Source organism: Peristeroidobacter soli (assembly GCF_004138485.1).
GTDB classification, from domain to species: Bacteria; Pseudomonadota; Gammaproteobacteria; order Steroidobacterales; family Steroidobacteraceae; genus Steroidobacter; species Steroidobacter soli.
In genome coordinates, this window is the sequence record NZ_RYEV01000003.1 from 116,256 (window position 1) to 132,350 (window position 16,095).

20 protein-coding genes are annotated in these 16,095 nt (G+C 61.7%); 15 read left to right on the top strand and 5 right to left on the bottom strand.

Features of this window, described 5'->3' with window-relative positions; genetic code table 11:
* The first annotated feature begins 32 nt into the window (after nt 1-32).
* Both EKO19_RS09285 and EKO19_RS09290 read left to right on the top strand, forming a co-directional pair.
* Complete coding sequence (locus tag EKO19_RS09285) at nt 33-305, top strand: hypothetical protein (RefSeq protein WP_129776154.1); 273 nt, start codon at nt 33-35, stop codon at nt 303-305.
* 3 nt (nt 306-308) lie between these two features.
* Nucleotides 309-833: a helix-turn-helix transcriptional regulator gene (locus EKO19_RS09290; RefSeq protein ID WP_129776155.1), complete on the top strand. Its 525-nt coding sequence runs from the start codon at nt 309-311 to the stop codon at nt 831-833.
* On the opposite strand, the gene EKO19_RS09295 is transcribed toward EKO19_RS09290, so the two are convergent.
* Nucleotides 822-1,571: a sulfite exporter TauE/SafE family protein gene (locus EKO19_RS09295; RefSeq protein WP_129776156.1), complete on the bottom strand. Its 750-nt coding sequence runs from the start codon at nt 1,569-1,571 to the stop codon at nt 822-824. The two genes, EKO19_RS09290 and EKO19_RS09295, sit on opposite strands and share 12 nt — an antisense overlap.
* A gap of 150 nt (nt 1,572-1,721) precedes the next feature.
* Between EKO19_RS09295 and EKO19_RS09300 the strand changes: the two genes are divergently transcribed.
* Nucleotides 1,722-2,543 carry a uroporphyrinogen-III synthase gene (locus tag EKO19_RS09300; RefSeq protein WP_129776157.1) on the top strand — a complete coding sequence of 274 codons (822 nt, stop codon included), beginning with the start codon at nt 1,722-1,724 and terminating at the stop codon, nt 2,541-2,543.
* A gap of 4 nt (nt 2,544-2,547) precedes the next feature.
* On the opposite strand, the gene EKO19_RS09305 is transcribed toward EKO19_RS09300, so the two are convergent.
* Nucleotides 2,548-3,174: a helix-turn-helix domain-containing protein gene (locus tag EKO19_RS09305; RefSeq protein ID WP_129776158.1), complete on the bottom strand. Its 627-nt coding sequence runs from the start codon at nt 3,172-3,174 to the stop codon at nt 2,548-2,550.
* Between the two features lie 159 nt (nt 3,175-3,333).
* Here EKO19_RS09305 and glnT point away from each other — a divergent pair, with 159 nt between their 5' ends.
* Genes glnT through EKO19_RS09325 form a run of 4 tightly spaced genes read left to right on the top strand, consistent with a single transcriptional unit; the run spans nt 3,334 to nt 7,622 of the window.
* Nucleotides 3,334-4,668: a type III glutamate--ammonia ligase gene (glnT, locus tag EKO19_RS09310; RefSeq protein ID WP_129776159.1), complete on the top strand. Its 1,335-nt coding sequence runs from the start codon at nt 3,334-3,336 to the stop codon at nt 4,666-4,668.
* A 5-nt stretch (nt 4,669-4,673) separates the two neighbouring features.
* Nucleotides 4,674-5,570: a class II glutamine amidotransferase domain-containing protein gene (locus EKO19_RS09315; RefSeq protein ID WP_129776160.1), complete on the top strand. Its 897-nt coding sequence runs from the start codon at nt 4,674-4,676 to the stop codon at nt 5,568-5,570.
* Nucleotides 5,558-6,280 carry a GltB/FmdC/FwdC-like GXGXG domain-containing protein gene (locus EKO19_RS09320; protein ID WP_217705227.1) on the top strand — a complete coding sequence of 241 codons (723 nt, stop codon included), beginning with the start codon at nt 5,558-5,560 and terminating at the stop codon, nt 6,278-6,280. Before EKO19_RS09315 ends, EKO19_RS09320 begins: the two co-directional genes overlap by 13 nt.
* Before the next feature lies 1 nt (nt 6,281).
* Entirely contained in the window at nt 6,282-7,622 is a 1,341-nt protein-coding gene (locus EKO19_RS09325) for an FMN-binding glutamate synthase family protein (protein ID WP_129776161.1), read from the top strand.
* 84 nt (nt 7,623-7,706) lie between these two features.
* Here the strand turns inward: EKO19_RS09325 and EKO19_RS09330 are convergent, their stop codons facing one another.
* Complete coding sequence (locus tag EKO19_RS09330) at nt 7,707-8,630, bottom strand: LysR family transcriptional regulator (RefSeq protein WP_129776162.1); 924 nt, start codon at nt 8,628-8,630, stop codon at nt 7,707-7,709.
* A 118-nt stretch (nt 8,631-8,748) separates the two neighbouring features.
* Here EKO19_RS09330 and EKO19_RS09335 point away from each other — a divergent pair, with 118 nt between their 5' ends.
* Nucleotides 8,749-9,111, top strand: coding sequence for a rhodanese-like domain-containing protein (locus tag EKO19_RS09335; protein WP_129776163.1), 363 nt, complete (start codon nt 8,749-8,751; stop codon nt 9,109-9,111).
* 9 nt (nt 9,112-9,120) lie between these two features.
* Here the strand turns inward: EKO19_RS09335 and gcvA are convergent, their stop codons facing one another.
* Complete coding sequence (gene gcvA / locus EKO19_RS09340; RefSeq protein WP_129776164.1) at nt 9,121-10,041, bottom strand: transcriptional regulator GcvA; 921 nt, start codon at nt 10,039-10,041, stop codon at nt 9,121-9,123.
* A gap of 156 nt (nt 10,042-10,197) precedes the next feature.
* Between gcvA and EKO19_RS09345 the strand changes: the two genes are divergently transcribed.
* The 6 genes from EKO19_RS09345 (at nt 10,198) to EKO19_RS09370 (ending at nt 14,386) form a co-directional block, all read left to right on the top strand.
* The gene (locus tag EKO19_RS09345; protein ID WP_129776165.1) at nt 10,198-10,686 is read left to right on the top strand and encodes a GNAT family N-acetyltransferase; all 489 of its coding nucleotides are present in this window, start codon (nt 10,198-10,200) and stop codon (nt 10,684-10,686) included.
* Nucleotides 10,687-10,881: 195 nt separating this feature from the next.
* The gene (locus EKO19_RS09350) at nt 10,882-11,214 is read left to right on the top strand and encodes a LysR family transcriptional regulator (RefSeq protein WP_129776166.1); all 333 of its coding nucleotides are present in this window, start codon (nt 10,882-10,884) and stop codon (nt 11,212-11,214) included.
* Nucleotides 11,215-11,276: 62 nt separating this feature from the next.
* Nucleotides 11,277-12,509, top strand: coding sequence for a cytochrome-c peroxidase (locus EKO19_RS09355; RefSeq protein ID WP_129776167.1), 1,233 nt, complete (start codon nt 11,277-11,279; stop codon nt 12,507-12,509).
* A gap of 1 nt (nt 12,510) precedes the next feature.
* Complete coding sequence (locus EKO19_RS09360) at nt 12,511-13,584, top strand: metallophosphoesterase (RefSeq protein ID WP_129776168.1); 1,074 nt, start codon at nt 12,511-12,513, stop codon at nt 13,582-13,584.
* Nucleotides 13,585-13,592: 8 nt separating this feature from the next.
* The gene (locus EKO19_RS09365) at nt 13,593-13,994 is read left to right on the top strand and encodes a c-type cytochrome (protein ID WP_129776169.1); all 402 of its coding nucleotides are present in this window, start codon (nt 13,593-13,595) and stop codon (nt 13,992-13,994) included.
* Nucleotides 13,994-14,386: a rhodanese-like domain-containing protein gene (locus EKO19_RS09370; protein WP_129776170.1), complete on the top strand. Its 393-nt coding sequence runs from the start codon at nt 13,994-13,996 to the stop codon at nt 14,384-14,386. Before EKO19_RS09365 ends, EKO19_RS09370 begins: the two co-directional genes overlap by 1 nt.
* 67 nt (nt 14,387-14,453) lie before the next feature.
* Here the strand turns inward: EKO19_RS09370 and EKO19_RS09375 are convergent, their stop codons facing one another.
* Nucleotides 14,454-15,575 carry a trans-sulfuration enzyme family protein gene (locus EKO19_RS09375; RefSeq protein WP_129776171.1) on the bottom strand — a complete coding sequence of 374 codons (1,122 nt, stop codon included), beginning with the start codon at nt 15,573-15,575 and terminating at the stop codon, nt 14,454-14,456.
* Between the two features lie 96 nt (nt 15,576-15,671).
* On the opposite strand from EKO19_RS09375, the gene EKO19_RS09380 reads away from it, so the two are divergent.
* Nucleotides 15,672-16,061: a RidA family protein gene (locus EKO19_RS09380; protein ID WP_157995188.1), complete on the top strand. Its 390-nt coding sequence runs from the start codon at nt 15,672-15,674 to the stop codon at nt 16,059-16,061.
* The last annotated feature ends 34 nt before the right edge of the window (nt 16,062-16,095 follow it).

Sequence of the window (16,095 nt, forward strand, 5' to 3'; positions counted from 1 at the left end):
GGTTTCCCCGTTTACCCTTTCAGGTGTCGAAGATGCAGCGAGCGAAGCATCCGAAGAAGGAAGTGGAGCAGGCTTTACAGCATGCGGAGCAGCACGGCTGGCGGGTCGAGCCTGGAGGCAGTCATGCCTGGGGGCGAATGTACTGCCCGCGGAATCGGTTGGAGTGCCGCTTCGGGGAGCTTTGTATCGCCAGCGTCTCGAGTACGCCGAGGGATGCCGGCAATCACGCGCGCCGGCTGCGACGCGTCGTCGATAACTGTGTGTTCCGTGAATCGATGGGCCGCGAGATTTCGAAGAGGAGCTGAGCGATGGAATATGACTTTGTGCTGAGATTCAAACTCGCCGACCCGGGTCCCGTGGGAGACGATGTGGTCGAGCGCCTCGGTGTGGGAGGGTGTGACGATGCGACGGTGGGTATCGGTGTGCCGGGGCGCGTCGCGTTGATGTTTGGTCGCGAGGCCAGCTCGGGCAAGCAGGCCATTCTCAGCGCCGTGGAGGATGTGAAGCGCGCGCTGCCGGGCGCGGAACTGATCGAAGTCAGTCCGGATCTGGTGGGCCTCAGCGATATCGCCGAGCTCGTCGGTGTGTCACGACAAAACATGCGCAAGTTGATGACGACTCACGCGGCCACCTTCCCCGTGCCCGTTCACGATGGCAGCACAGCACTCTGGCATCTGGCTTCGGTGCTCAAATGGTTGAACACGCGCGACGGTTACGACATCGACAAACATCTGTTTGAGGTCGCGAGCACCGCGATGCAGGTCAATCTGGCGAAAGAGTTACAACTCCTGAACCAGCCGGTGGAAAAGCGAATCCGCGCGTTAGTGGCCTGACAGCGCCGCGTAGATGAGATGAGTCGCCAGCAATCCCAGGCCGATGAAGAACCAGCGGCGGAACCGTTCGGGTGAGACGCGGCGACGAATCCAGCCGCCGAGCATCATGCCCATCAATGCGGGCACGACGGCGATGGCTGAGTTGGAGACGGCCCGAAACTCCAACGCGTCATGCCAGAACAAGCCGAGAGCGAGCGCCACGGTCGAGACGGTGAACGACAAGCCAAGTGCTTGAACCAATTCGTCTCGCGCCAGACCGAGCCCGGCCAGATACGGAACCGCGGGAACGACAAAGGTTCCGGTCGCGCCTGTGATGAAGCCCGTGACGGCGCCGACGACCGGGCCGGCCCATCGCTCCGCCCGGGACGAAACGTTGATATGAAAGTTTCGCAGCCCGGCCACCGCATAGATCAAGAGGGCCCCGCCGAGCGCGGCGCTCGCGATGGCGGACTTGGTTGATGCAATCACACCGGCCGCGATGATGGTGCTGACGAAGATCGCGAGCAGCGTCGGCGACAGGCGTTGTACGAGAGCGCCGAGGCGCGGGCCCTCTGCAAGTTGCCAGACATTGGTGATGAAGGAAGGCAGCAACAGAATGGCGGCCGCCTCGGCCGGGGGCATTCGCAGGCTGAGCAGCCCCATCGCAACGGTCGGCAATCCCAGTCCCACGACCCCTTTCACCGCGCCCGCGAGCAGGAAGATCAGCGTGACGTAAATCGTTGCGGACGTGAGCGTCATGCCCGGAGTCTCGCCCGCGCTCCGAGCGGCTCACAATGTGCTTCTCGCAAAGCCTGACATCGGCGAATGCGAAGGTCTGAGCCGGGTTCCCGCTTCATGCAGCAATTTCAGGTCTGGCCTCCGCGCCGTCGATGATGGTATAGCGGAGCAATGGCAACACTCACCGGTCGCACTATCGCCGTTCCCGAAACTCGGGAGCTGGATGTCTTTTCCGCCATGCTCGAACGCCGGGGCGCGACGGTCCTGCGTTGTCCGCTCGTGGCAATTCTGGATGCGCCCGATCCCAAGCCTGTTCTCGACTGGCTGCGAGCTTTTAACGCCGGTTCGTGTGACGACTTGATTCTGCTGACCGGCGAAGGCCTGCGTCGCCTGCTCGGCTGTATCGATAGGAATGAGCCGTCATTGCGAGAGCCGTTCGTCCAGCGCCTGGGCTCGGTGAGAAAGATCACGCGAGGTCCGAAGCCAGCACGTGCTCTGAGAGAACTGGGGCTCAAGCCTGAAATCGCGGCGGAATCGCCGACCACGCAAGGCGTGATCGATTCGTTGCGCGCCGAGAATCTGCAAGGCCGCAAAGTCGGTGTGCAGTTATATGGCACCGAACCGAACCTGCCGCTGATGGAGTTTCTTCAGTCGGCGGGAGTGCAGGTGCTGACCGTCGCGCCCTACGTGTATGCGGACAAACTTGCCGACGACGCGGTTCGCGATCTCATGCAGAAGATGGCGGCGGGCAGCGTGGATATCATCGCGTTCACCAGCACACCTCAAGTCGAGCGCCTGTTCAATGTCGGTCCGCCGGAGTTGGTGCGGGCGGCGTTCGAGAAGACCGAAGTTGCGGCGATCGGTCCGGTCGTGGCCGATGCGCTGAAGCGGCACGATATTCCCGTGCGGTTGATGCCGGAGGATTCGTTCTTCATGAAGCCGCTGACCACCGCGATCGAGCAGGGCATCGGCACGCGCAACGACGACGCCTGAGTCGCTATTGCGGCTCGTCGTGATAAATGATGATCGACAGAAAGCGGATCGGCAGTCGCAATAGCGTCTGTGGGCCGTGGGGCACGTTGCCGCTGAATGTCAGGGTGTCGCCGGGTTTCAGCAGATAGTTCTCGCTGCCGTGTCGATAGCGCAGCGAGCCCTCCAGCATATGAATGAACTCGGTGCCCGGGTGCTGGAACTCAGGGAATATCTCGCTCTTGTCGGTGAGCGTCACCAGAAACGGTTCGAACGCTTTGCGCGGCCCGCGATCCGACGCGAGCAAATGATAGGTGTGGCCTCGCTTCGTGCCGCGCCGGACCACTTCCAATCCTTCGCCCTTGCGAACCAGTTGCGCGTCACTCGCCTGGGTTTCCATTCCTCTGAACAGCGCGGGTAAATCGGCGCCCAGGGCGGCGGCCAATGCGGCGACGGTTTCGAGGCTCGGGCTCACGGCGCCGGTCTCGACGCGACTCAACATTGCCTGGCTGATATCCGCGCGCGCCGCCACGTCGGCGAGCGTCAGCCCTTGCGCCGTGCGCAATTGGCGAATGCTCGCGCCAACGCTGGCTGCCAGCGAGGAGGGCGGACTGGCCGCGTTATCCGCCGTGGCTTTCCTGATTTTCTGGGTCATGGGGCCAAAGAGTAGCCGAAACCGGTCCCCTCCGTACTTAACCTATACGCAAACTATTTGACCTACAGTTAAGTCGCTGGCATCTTCCGATGCGTGGTGCGCTCGGCAACGGCGCTGGCGCTGCTCGATGGGTGAGCTCGGATCTTTGGGAGACGACGAGTGAACACTGCAGCGGCCAAAGAATTCCTGCACAAACATGCAGTGCGTTACGTGCTGGCGCAGTTCGTCGACATTCACGGCGCCGCCAAGGCCAAAGCCGTGCCGGTCGAGCATCTGGATATGGTGCTCGGCGATGGCGCGGGATTCGCCGGCTTCGCGTTGTGGGGCTTCGGCATGGGGCCGCAAGGGCCCGATTACATGGCGGTCGGCGACCTCGCGACCTTGAGTTTGATTCCTTGGATGCCGGGTTATGCGCGCATCGTCTGCAACGGCTTTGTTCGCGGCAAGCCTTATCCCTACTGCTCGCGCGTCGCTCTGAAAACCCAGCTCGATCGGCTCGCCGCGAGAGGCATGACGCTCTACACCGGCATCGAACCAGAATTCATGTTGTTGGCTCGGGGGGCAGATGGGAGGCTCGCGCCATGCGACGCCTCGGACGCTCTCGATAAACCCTGCTACGACTACAAGGGTTTATCGAGGGCGGCGACTTTCCTGGACAAAATGGTGTCGTCGCTGCGCAGTGTCGACATCGACGTGTACCAGATCGATCACGAGGACGCGAACGGCCAGTTCGAAGTGAACTTCACATACGCGGACGCGATGCGCAGCGCGGACAACTTCACGTTCGTGAAAATGGCGGCGAGCGAGATTGCGCGTCAGTGCGGAATGATCGCCAGCTTCATGCCCAAGCCGTTCTCGAATCGCACCGGCAGCGGCGCGCACTTTCATGTTTCGATCGGCGACTCGCAGACCAGGAATCTGTTCTACGACGCGAACGATGCCAATGGGCTCGCGCTGTCGAAGATGGCATATCACTTTCTCGGCGGCATTCTTCAGCACGCCCGAGCGCTCACGGCGGTGTGTGCGCCCACTGTGAACTCCTACAAGCGACTGGTGGTGGGGCGCGCGCTGTCTGGAGCGACATGGGCGCCGGCATACATCGCTTACGGTGACAACAATCGTACCGCCTGCGTCCGCATCCCTGGCGGTCGGCTGGAATTTCGTTTGCCCGACGCCGGCTGCAATCCCTATCTGGTGACGGCAGCGCTGGTCGCCGCGGGCCTGGATGGCGTCGATCGCAAGCTCGATCCCGGCAAACCGAATAACTCCAATCTGTATGACTATTCGCCGGCCCAGCTGGCGGCGGAAGGCATTCGGCTGTTGCCGCAGAACCTGCTCGAGGCGGTCACCGAGTTGGAGCGCGACGAGGTGATCTGCGGGGCGCTCGGCGAGGAGTTGTCTCGCGAGTTCATCGAGCTCAAGCGCATGGAGTGGACCGAGTACGCGCGTCATGTCTCCGACTGGGAGACGAATCGTTATCTGGAATTCTTCTAAGCGCCATGTGCGGAATCGTTGGCTTGTTGCTGAAGAACTCATCGTTACGGCCGCGGCTGGGCGAGTTGATGGTGCCGATGATGATCGGCATGACCGAGCGCGGGCCGGATTCTGCCGGGCTCGCGGTGTTTACCGAGCCGGTCGCCGGCCAGCTGCATAAGCTGAGCCTGTACGCGGGCACTGCGCCGATCGATTGGAATCAAGTTCAGCGCCATCTGGGCGAAGCAATCGACGGTGAGCACACGTTGAAGGTAACGGCGAATCATGCCGTGCTGACGACCAGCGCATCCCCCGACGCAGTGGAAGCGTGGCTCGACTCGCACGCACCGGAATTGACGGTTCTATGCGTCGGGCGCGCCATCGATCTCTACAAAGACACGGGCGCCCCCGCTGAAGTCGCGAAGCGCTACGAGTTCGCGCAACTCCGAGGCACGCATCTCGTCGGTCACACCCGCATGGCGACGGAGTCCGCCGTGACACCGGCTCACGCGCATCCGTTCACGGCGGGACAGGACTTCTGTCTGGTCCATAACGGCTCTTTGTCGAACCCCTATATGGTCCGTCGCAAGCTGGAGCCGCTCGACATCGAATTCGAAACCGACAACGACACCGAAGCGGCCTGCCGTTACTTCGAGTGGCGCTTGCGCGAAGGCGATTCATTGCGGGCAGCCGTGCAACGAGGATTCGAAGAGCTCGACGGTTTCTATACGTTTCTCATGGGCACGGATCGGGAGCTGGCGCTGGTGCGCGATGCGTTTGCTTGCAAGCCAGCCATCGTCGCGGAGACCGACGATTACGTAGCGGTTGCGTCCGAGTTCAGATCGCTCGCGCATCTGCCGCGGGTTCACGACGCTCATCTGTTCGAGCCCAAGCCGCAGGAAGTCTATTCGTGGCACATCTGAATCAGGCGCCCGCGCTCGAGGAGAGCGTGCGCGAGTTCGATCTGGCATCCACGACCGTGCGCGAGCTGAATCGGTACCTGCACAAAGATCTGCCGGCAGCCGATGCGCCGAGAGTCGTCGTCACTCATCCTGACGGCGCGCACTCCATTGCCTGCGGGCTCGACGCACCGGTCGACGTCGAAGTGCACGGACACGTCGGCTATTACGTCGCCGGCATGAACAAGCATGCCCGCGTCACCGTCCATGGAAATGCAGGCCCCGGTGCAGCTGAGAACATGATGTCCGGCTTCGTTCGCATTCGAGGTTACGCTTCGACGAGTGCAGGTGCCTCCGCGCGCGGCGGTTGTCTCGTGATCGAAGGCGACGCCTCTCTTCGTTGCGGAATTTCTTTGAAGGGGGCGGACATCGTCGTGGGCGGAAGTGTCGGCAGCTTCTCGGCGTTCATGGCTCAGGCAGGGCGGATGGTCATCTGCGGTGATGCCGGCGATGCACTCGGCGACTCTTTATATGAGGCGGTGATCTATGTGCGCGGCGAAGTGAAATCGCTCGGCGCCGATGCACGCTTCGAACCGATGAGCGCCGAGGACAGAAAAGTCGTGGCTGAGTTGCTCGGCATCGCGGGCTTCAAACATGACCCCGCCGAGTTCCGCCGGATCGCATCGGCGCGACAGCTCTATCACTGGAATGCCGACGCGAATCAGGAGTACTGACATGTCCGCCGCGCACCTGTCTCTGGAAGAATCGGCCGGCTTCGACCGCAGCATCATCGATTACGTGCAGCGTGCGGCCGCGACAGGGCTGTACGAAATCCGCGGTCTCGGCGCGAAGCGTAAGGTGCCGCACTTTGACGATCTGGTGTTTCTAGGCGCTTCGCTGTCACGCTATCCGTTGGAAGGGTATCGCGAGAAGTGCAGTACTCGCACGGTGCTGGGCGGGAGGTATGCGAGCAAGCCTCTCGAGTTGGAAATTCCGATCACCATCGCGGGTATGAGCTTCGGCGCGTTGTCGGCGAACGTGAAGGAGGCGTTGGGTCGCGCGGCCAGCGAGCTCGGCACCTCGACGACGACAGGCGATGGCGGCATGACCAGCGAGGAGCGCGGCTCGTCCAAGACGCTCGTATATCAATGTTTGCCGTCGCGCTACGGCTTCGATCCCGATGACGTGCGACGTGCGGACGCCATCGAGATCGTCATCGGGCAGGGTGCGAAGCCAGGCGGTGGCGGCATGCTGCTCGGTCAGAAGGTGAACCCTCGCGTCGCGCGTATGCGCACGTTACCCGAAGGAGTCGATCAGCGTTCTGCGTGCCGGCATCCCGACTGGACCGGTCCCGACGATCTCGCCATCAAGATTCGCGAGCTGCGTGAGATCACCGACTGGGAAAAGCCCATCTATGTAAAGGTCGGTGCGACTCGTGTGTTCAACGATGTGAAGCTCGCGGTGCATGCAGGTGCCGATGTGGTCGTCGTCGATGGCATGCAAGGAGGCACGGCCGCCACGCAGACGGTGTTCATCGAGCATGTCGGCATTCCCACCTTGGCGGCGCTACGCCAGGCGGTCGACGCGCTCGACGATCTGAATATGCGCGGCCAGGTACAGTTGATCATCTCTGGCGGCATTCGCACCGGCGCCGATGTGGCTAAAGCATTGGCGATGGGGGCCGACGCGGTCTCGATCGGACAAGGCGTGTTGATGGCGTTGGGTTGCAACAGCGATTCGTATGTGCATAACGGACAGCATGTGTCAGCCGTTGCTGATTACAACGCTCTGGGTACGGCGCCTGGGTTCTGCCATCACTGCCACACCGGTCGCTGCCCGGTCGGTGTCACCACGCAGGACCCGGTGTTAGAGCAGAGGCTGCAGCCCGCGATCGGTGCGCGGCGCGTACGAAACTACCTGAAGACGATGAACATGGAGCTCACGACCATTGCGCGCGCCTGCGGCAAGCAGGATGTGCATCATCTCGAACGAGAGGATCTGGTCGCGCTGAGTGTGGAAGCAGCGGCGATGGCGCGCGTGCCGCTCGCTGGAACACAGTGGATTCCAGGCATGTAAGCAGTTGCGGGCACTGCGAGCCGAGCAGCTGCCCGATACCACCGGCATTCTGTCCAGGCTGAAACGAACGCGTTCTCTTCTGGATCAGTCCTCCAGCGTCCAGCCTTTCTCCCACGGCGGCTCCGGCCCGAACGTGGCGGCGACGAAATCGACGAATGCGCGCACCTTCGGCATCAGATTGCGCCGCTCCGGATAGACGGCGTGGACGGCAATCTCCGGCGGCTTGAACTTGCATAGCAAGGGCTTCAGCTCGCCCGAGCGCAGTTGATCGCCCAGATAAAACGTCGGCAATTGAATGATGCCGCCACCCGCGACCGCGGCCGCGCGATTCACGAGCCCGTTGTTCGAATGCAGATTGCCGTTCACCGGCACCACATGTTCTTCGCCATCGCTGCCCGTGAAGCGCCATTCGCGAGGCGCGCTCAGCAACGAATAAAGAATGCAGTTGTGCTCGAGCAGGTCTTCGGGTCGCTCCGGGGTGCCGTGCTTCGCGAGGTAGGCGGGCGAAGCGCAGATGACCTGGCGTGTCGGTGCGATCTTGCGCGCGATCAAATTCGAATCGCGCAGCCGGCCGATGCGAATCGCGACGTCGAATCCTTCCTCCACCAGATCGACCGTCCGATCGTCCATGCTCAGCTCGACGGTGACGCCGGGATAACGTTCCATGAACGTTTGTATCGATGGGCCCAGCTGCAGGATGCTGAACGACATGGGCGCGGAGACGCGCAACGTGCCGCGCGGCTCTGTTTGAAAGCGCGCGACTTCAAGTTCGGCATTCTCGATTTCACGCAGCGCGCTGCCGGTGCGGCGAAACAGCTCGGAGCCGGCTTCGGTGAGGCTGAGCCGGCGTGTGGTGCGATTCAACAATCGCGCGCCCAGCTTCTCTTCCAGGCGCGTGACCGCCTTGCTGACCACGGGCTGTGACATTTCCAGTGCTTCGGCGGCTGCCGTGAAGCTGGAGAGCTCGACTACTTTGACGAAAATCGCAATATCGGTGAGGTTTTGCATTTGGCTCGATTCGGGGAATAAATCCCATGCCTGGGAGCCCGATGATCCGGCGCTCGCGGCTGACTAACGTAGCACCCATTGGGTCGGGCGTCGCCTGACCGCCAATGAAGGTGCTGTCATGTCCGCTCAGGATACCCTCCAGGCCCGCAACTTTTTCGCCCAGCGGCTGGCTTTTCTCACCGGGCCGTACGAGTTGAACGGCCAGATGCGCCGGAACGAGCCGATCACCATTGTCGACGTACGACTGCCCAACGACTACCAGGCCGGCCACATTCCCGGCGCCATCAACCTGCCACAGGGCAAGTGGCATACGCTCGCGGGCGTGCGCAAAGATCGCACGGCCGTTCTCTATTGCTACAGCCAGACCTGTAAGCTCGCCGCCGCGGCGGCGGTGGAGTTGGCGTCCGCCGGCATTCCGGTCGTCGAGATGGAAGGTGGCTTCGAAGCGTGGGTGAAGAACGAGTTTCCGGTCGAGCGTTGAAACGCTCAGCTACTGCGGTTCCAGCCGTTCGCCTTCCGGCGGCGGAAACTCACTGCAGACTTCGCGCAGCCAGTCCCTGAATCGAATCACTTTCGGCACTTCGAAGTTGTGGGCCGGCGCGACGAAATAATAAGAGTTGTGCTGCCTCACGCTCTGCGTCGACGGCCGCACGAGCCGTCCCGACGCGAGATCGCCCGCCACCAGCGACCATCTCGCCAGCACCAGGCCGTGACCTTGCTCGGCCGCCGCCAACACCGATGCGGAGTCGTCGAGGATCGGGCCGCGCTCGATGCGTGTCGTGTCGCCGCCGACCCGTCGCAGCCAATCCACCCACGGCTCGCTCGCGCTATGAAGCAGCGGATATTTATTCAGATCGCCCAGCGTCGTGATCGGCCCGAGTTTCGCGAACAGCGCGGGACTCGCGACCGGAAACACCCAGTCATCGAGCATCTTCTCCGCCTGCAACTGCGGCCAGCTGCCGGAGCCATAGCGAACGGCCGCATGGAAATCGGTTTGCATGAAGTCGACCAGCTCGCGGCTGGCGCTGAAGCGCAGGTCCACTTCCGGATGCTTCTGATAGAAATCGCCGAGTCGCGGCAGCAGCCACTTCTGCAGGAACGAGCCGAGCAGACTGATGTTGAGCAAGCCGCTGCTGCGATCGAGGCGCAACTGATCGACCGCGCGCGTCAGCTCGCCCATGCCTCGTTGCACGCCTGGTAACAAGCGCGCACCCTGTGGCGTGAGACGGACCGAGCGGCTGTGCCGCACGAACAGGGGTGTTTCGAGGAATTCTTCGAGCGACTTGATGTGCGAGCTGACCGCCGCGGTCGTGACATTCAGGGACTGGGCCGCGCCCGTGAAGCTCAAGTGGGCGGCGACGGCCTCGAAGGCCCGTAGGGCATTCAAAGGCAATTTGGTGTCAGCGCTCATCCTCGTTCCGCCGCTTCGTTCAAAATTCTTTTAATCCATGAACCCGAAACGCCACACGAACCCTCGCAAGCGCAATGAAAATATATCGATTCACTTAATGATGCAAGGTACGATACCGGTCCTTCGTCCCGGGCAATCCTCAGGAGTAGGCCAGCCATGACCAGCTTGCACATTGAGCCGGCGACCCCGGCCGACGTGCCGATGATCCTGCAGTTGATTCGCGAGCTCGCGGAGTTCGAGCACCTGCTGCATGAGGTGACGGCGACCGAGGAGCAGTTGCATGAGCACCTGTTCGGGCCGAAGCCCAAGGCTGAGGTCATCATGGGGCGCTTGCCGGGCGGCGAAGTCGCCGGCTTCGCGCTGTTCTTCCACAACTTCTCGACCTTCCTGGCCAAGCCCGGCATCTATCTGGAGGACCTGTACGTTCGTCAGCAGTATCGAGGTCGCGGCTACGGCGAGCAGCTGCTGCGTCGTCTCGCGGGGATCGCGATCGAGCGCAATTGCGGGCGACTCGAATGGTCCGTGCTGGATTGGAATCAACGCGCCATCGATTTCTATAAGAGCCTGGGCGCGGTGCCGATGAATGAATGGACCATTTATCGCGTGACTGGGTCAGCCTTACAAAAGCTCGGCGACGGCGGCTGATTCACCGGTGCAATCGATTCTTTCGATGGCACCGATTGGAGATAACTGCCGATAAATCGTTGCTGATGACGTTTACCGTGCTGGCGGCCGACATCGACGCGGTGTATTTTCGGGCGCGATACGCTGGAGGCGCAGGACGCGCCGGGCCAGCATCGGGGTTACTAATAATTTCGCGCTGGACCAACGAGGGTTCGCATGTCCATCCGCGCCTTGCGCTACCTCATCGCTCTCGCCGAGTGCTTGAACTTCACTCGTGCCGCCGAGCGTTGCTCCGTCACTCAATCCACACTGAGCATTCAGCTGCGCAAACTCGAAGACTATCTCGGTGTGCGTTTGTTCGAGCGCGATCGCTCGCATGTCGCGCTCACTGAAGATGGGCGCAAGGTGCTGCGCTTCGCTCGCGTCGCCGTTCGCGCCGCGGATCGTATCGTTACTGTCAGCCGGGGTCGTGCTCACTCTGTCGTCATGGTCTCCGCGCCGGAGGGGCTTATTGACGAGATCAATTGTCAGCGCGTGCCCATTGATTAGACTTCGTCTAATTTAGACACGGGCTACGACTGAAACGTCGAGCTCAGCAGGGGAGACACAGCATGGCACCGCCGATTCAGCCCGTGCGTGTGGCGACGTGCGCCACTCTTTTGTCCGGCCTGGTTGCAATGGGAGCCGCGCTGGCGCAGCCGTTGGGCTTGCCTCCAGTCCCCGTCCCACAGAACAACCCGCAAACGCCCGAAAAGATCGCGCTCGGCGACAAGCTCTTCAACGACAAACGTTTCAGCAGCACCGGCGAAGTGAGCTGCGCGACGTGTCACGATCCCAAGAAAGCCTTCACCGATAGCCCGCTGGTGACGTCGGAAGGCATCAACAAACTCACCGGCACGCGTAACGCGCCGACGGTGATCAATTCCGCTTACTTCAAGCTGTTCTTCTGGGACGGCCGCTCGCTCGACATGGAAGATCAGGCGCAGCACCCGATCGTCAATCCGGTCGAGATGGGGCTGGTGAATCACGATCCGGTGTTGCAGATCGTGCGCACCGATCCCGACTACGTGGCGCGCTTCAAGAAAGTCTTCAACAAGGAAGGCGAGCAGGTCACGATGAAGGAAGTGCAGCAGGCCATTGCCAGCTTCGAGCGCACCATCGTCGCGGGCGATTCGCCGTTCGATAAATGGCACTACGGCGGCGACGAAAAGGCCGTGAGCGAGCAAGTGAAACGCGGCTTCAATGTGTTTCTGACCAAGGGCCGCTGCGTTTCCTGTCACACGATGGAGCAGGATTACGCGCTGTTTACCGACAACCGGTTCCATAACATCGGTGTGGGTGTGAATCGCATCCAGGCTGAAATCCCGCAGTTCGCGCCGGCATTTCTCACCGCGAAGAGCGCGGGCACCGATGTGGACAAGGCGGTGCTGACCAATCCGAAAGCATCCGAGCTGGGCCGTTTTGCGGTGACCGAGACGCTGGATGAGATCGGTGCATTCAAGACTTCGACGTTGCGTAACGTCGCGGTGACCGCGCCGTTCATGCACGACGGCAGCTTGAAGACGCTGCGCGATGTGGTCGAGCACTACAACAATGGCGGCGTCACCAAGAAAGACGATCCGGTGAACGACTTCCTGAGCGGCGGCATCCGGCCGTTGAATCTCACCGACGCTGAGATCAGCGATCTGGTCGCGTTCATGGAATCGTTGACCAGCCCGCAGTTCGCCGCGCAGAAAGCCGCGTCGGCGAATCCTGCGTCCTGCAATGTGAAGACCACTGCGGTGGCCAACGTCAGCCCGGTCGCACCGGCCGGCAAGTCCGCAAGCGGCGGAGAGGGGATGTAACATGGACATCAAATACGATCGCCGCAGTTTCATCAAAACATCGACGGTGGGAGTGGCCGGCGCGGCCTTGCCGCTGACCATGGTGGAACTGGCATTCGCCAAGCCGAGCGACAACTTCACGTTCGCGTACATCTCGGATTCGCACATTCAGCAGATCAAGGGCAACCAGTTCGTGCGCAACTGGGATCGCGGCTTGATTCGCGCCGTTGCCGAAACGAATCTGCTCACGCCCAGGCCGGACTTTGTGATTTTCGGCGGCGACCTGGCGCAGATGGGCTCGAAGCCCGAGCTCGATCACGGCGCGGAGCTGCTCTCGAAGCTCAACGGCAAGGTCTATCACGTGATGGGCGAGCACGACTATTACCTCGACCTCGGCGAGTACTGGTCCAAGCTGTTCGGCAAGCACTACTACAGCTTCGACCACAAGGGCGTGCACTTCGTGGTGTTGAACAGCATTCTCACCACCGATGAATGGACGTTCCATCGCTGGCCCAGCAACGAGCAGCGCATGGCCGAGATGGCCGGTCTGGACAATCCGAACGGTTCGCCGTTCATGGTCGGCGACCAGCAGCGCGACTGGTTGAAGAAAGATCTGGCCAAGGTGAAGAAGGACACGCCGGTCGTGGTGTTCTCGCATTCGCCGCTGCAAAAGATCTACAAGGGCTGGAATTTCTGGACCGACGATGCCGAGCAGGTGCAGGCGTTGCTGGCGCCGTTCGACAAGGTCACGGTGTTCTACGGCCACGTGCACCAGATCCAGTACAACCAGATCGGCAACATCGCCTTCACTTCCGCGATGGCGACGGCGTGGCCCTGGCCGTATCCGCAGAGTTACTCGCAGGCTCAGCAGTTGCTGCCGAAGCTGACGGTGCAGATGAATCGTGCCGATCCGTTCTTCGAGCGCGACGCCACCGGCTGGCAGTTCATCGATGTGAACAGCGGCCGCGCCAGCGCGACGTTCAATCTCTACAACAACAAAGTGCGCACCGTGGCGTTCGATCCGCAGGCCGGGCATCCTATAGACAAGACGTATCAGGATCCCGACCGGCGCATCCAGCCTCAAACGCACTATTGAGAGCCCCCATGAAAATCGCATCCGTCATTGCTTGTGCTGCGCTGGCGCTGGGTGTCACCGGTCTGGCCCGTGCCGACGAATTCAGCCAGGAAGATCTGGCTCGCTGGCAGGAACAGTTCGACGGCGTGGTGAAAGAAGGCCGCGCACTGTTTACCGACGCCAAGCTCGGCAAGAACGGGGTGGTGTGCGCGCAGTGCCATCCGAACGCCGCCAACACCCATCCGGAAACCTATCCCAAATTCCAGAAGCAGCTCGGCAAGGTCACCAGCCTGTGGGAGATGGTGAACTGGTGTATCCGCAATCCGCTGGAAGGCGATCAGCTCGCCGCCGACGATCCGAAGATGACGGCCCTCCTGTCTTATATTGCCTGGGAGCGTCGCGGTGTGAAGCTGGAGCCGGGTAAGCACTGATGCGCTGGGTTGCCCGCTCGTTGGTGACGGCTGCGGCGTTCATGTTCGCTGCCGTTTCTCATGCCGGTGACACACCGAAGATCGATCAGGCGTTGCTACTGAAGCGGATCGAGAAGAAAGATACGTCGATGGTAATCCTCGACGTTCGCACCCCCGAGGAGTACGCGGCGGGCCACGTTCCCGGCGCCATCAATATTCCTTACACGCACCTGCCTTCACGCATCTCCGAAGTCGCCGACGCCGGCGACAAGGACATCGTCGTCTACTGCGCCGTCGGCGTCAGAGCAGAGAAGGGCGCGGAACGTCTGCGCGAGAATGGCTTCACCAGGCTGCTGCACCTCGACGGTGACATGAAAGGCTGGGAAGCGCAGAAGCGCCCGGTCCAGAAATAATCTCGACCTCGGCCGGGGGCGTCGTCGCTGATCGTGTTTCGCGGCTCCGGGCGGATTTCCGGGGCGCTCAGCCGAGCGCCTGATCCAGGTCCGCGATCAAATCCTCGGCGCTTTCCAATCCCACTGACAGCCGCAACAGATTCTGCGGCGTCACCGTGTGCGGCCCTTCAACCGACGCGCGATGTTCAACCAGCGATTCCACGCCGCCCAGGCTGGTTGCTCGGATGAACAACTGCAACTTCGCGGCAACGGCGAAGGCGGCGTCGCGCCCGCCACGAACATTGAACGACAGCATGGCGCCGAAGCCGCCTTTCATTTGACGAGCGGCGAGGGCGTGGCCGGGATGCGTCTCCAGGCCCGGATAGAACACGCGTTCGACGCCTTTATGACTCTGCAGAAAGCCGGCGATCCTACTGGCGTTATGAGTCTGCGCGCGCAGACGACACGATAATGTCGTGAGGCTGCGGCGGATCAGCCAGCAATCGAAAGGCGAAGGTACGCTGCCGACGGTTTGCTGATAGTCGCGCAGCCTGTCGGAAAGGCCACCGCGATCGCGGGTGACGACTGCGCCACCCATCACGTCGCTGTGGCCACCGAAGTACTTCGTGCTCGAGTGCATGACCAGGTCGGCGCCGAGCTCGAGCGGACGTTGCCACACTGGCGTTGCGAACGTGTTGTCACAACAGACCATCGCGCCACGACCGTGAGCCAACTCGGCGATGGCTTCGATGTCGCTGATGTTGAGCATCGGATTCGACGGCGTCTCGATCCAGACCAGCCGCGTTTCTTTGCGAAGCGCCTCACGCACCGCGTCGACGCGCGTCATATCGACGAACGTATGAGTGACGCCCATCGGGGCCAGCACGTCGCGAAGTTGTTTGGCCGTGCCGTGATAGGACTCGATTGGCGCGATCACATGCTCGCCCGGCCGCAACAGGCTGAAGACCGCCATCGATGCGGCCGACCCTGAGCTGTACGTCGTTGCATCCTCACCGCCTTCGAGCGCGGCGATGCACGCTTCCAGAGGCTTGCGGCTGGGATTGTCGGCACGTCCATAGGAGAAGCCGCGCGACCATTCGCCATCGATGTCACGCTCGAAAGTCGTGCTCATCTGAATCGACGGAGCGACGGCGCCGGTGCCGCGCTCGACTTCTCGTCCGACATGGACCGACAGGGTTTCGAACTTCATCGTGGCCTTCCTGATCAGGAGCCCAGCACTTTACTGCAAAGTGTCCGGGCCGGCAGGTTTGATATCCGCGGGTGGGCACGGGTTATGATGGCGCGTATGAGCTCATCGAAACCCCGCGTCATCGACGTCCCCGATCTTCCGCCACCCAACGGTCACTACGCTTACGGCATCGAGCATGGCGGCGTGATCTACGCCTCAGGCCAGCTCGGTCGCGGTCCCGGCATGTCCGACGCCGAGGCCGGCGACGTCTCCCGCCAGACGCGCTTCTGCCTGGAAAAGATCGAGAAAGTACTGCGCGCGGCGAACAGCGATCTGTCGCGTTTACTGAAAGTGAACATCACGATAGTAAATATGGACGATTGGCCGGCCGTGAATGCCGTCTACAGCGAGATGCTGGGCGCACACCGTCCGGCGCGCGCGGTCATCGCGGCGAAGGATTTGCACTTCGGCGCGCTGATCGAAGTCGAAGCGATCGCCGCCACCTGAAAAAAACGCTCTCCGTCTTGCGACGGAGAGCGAG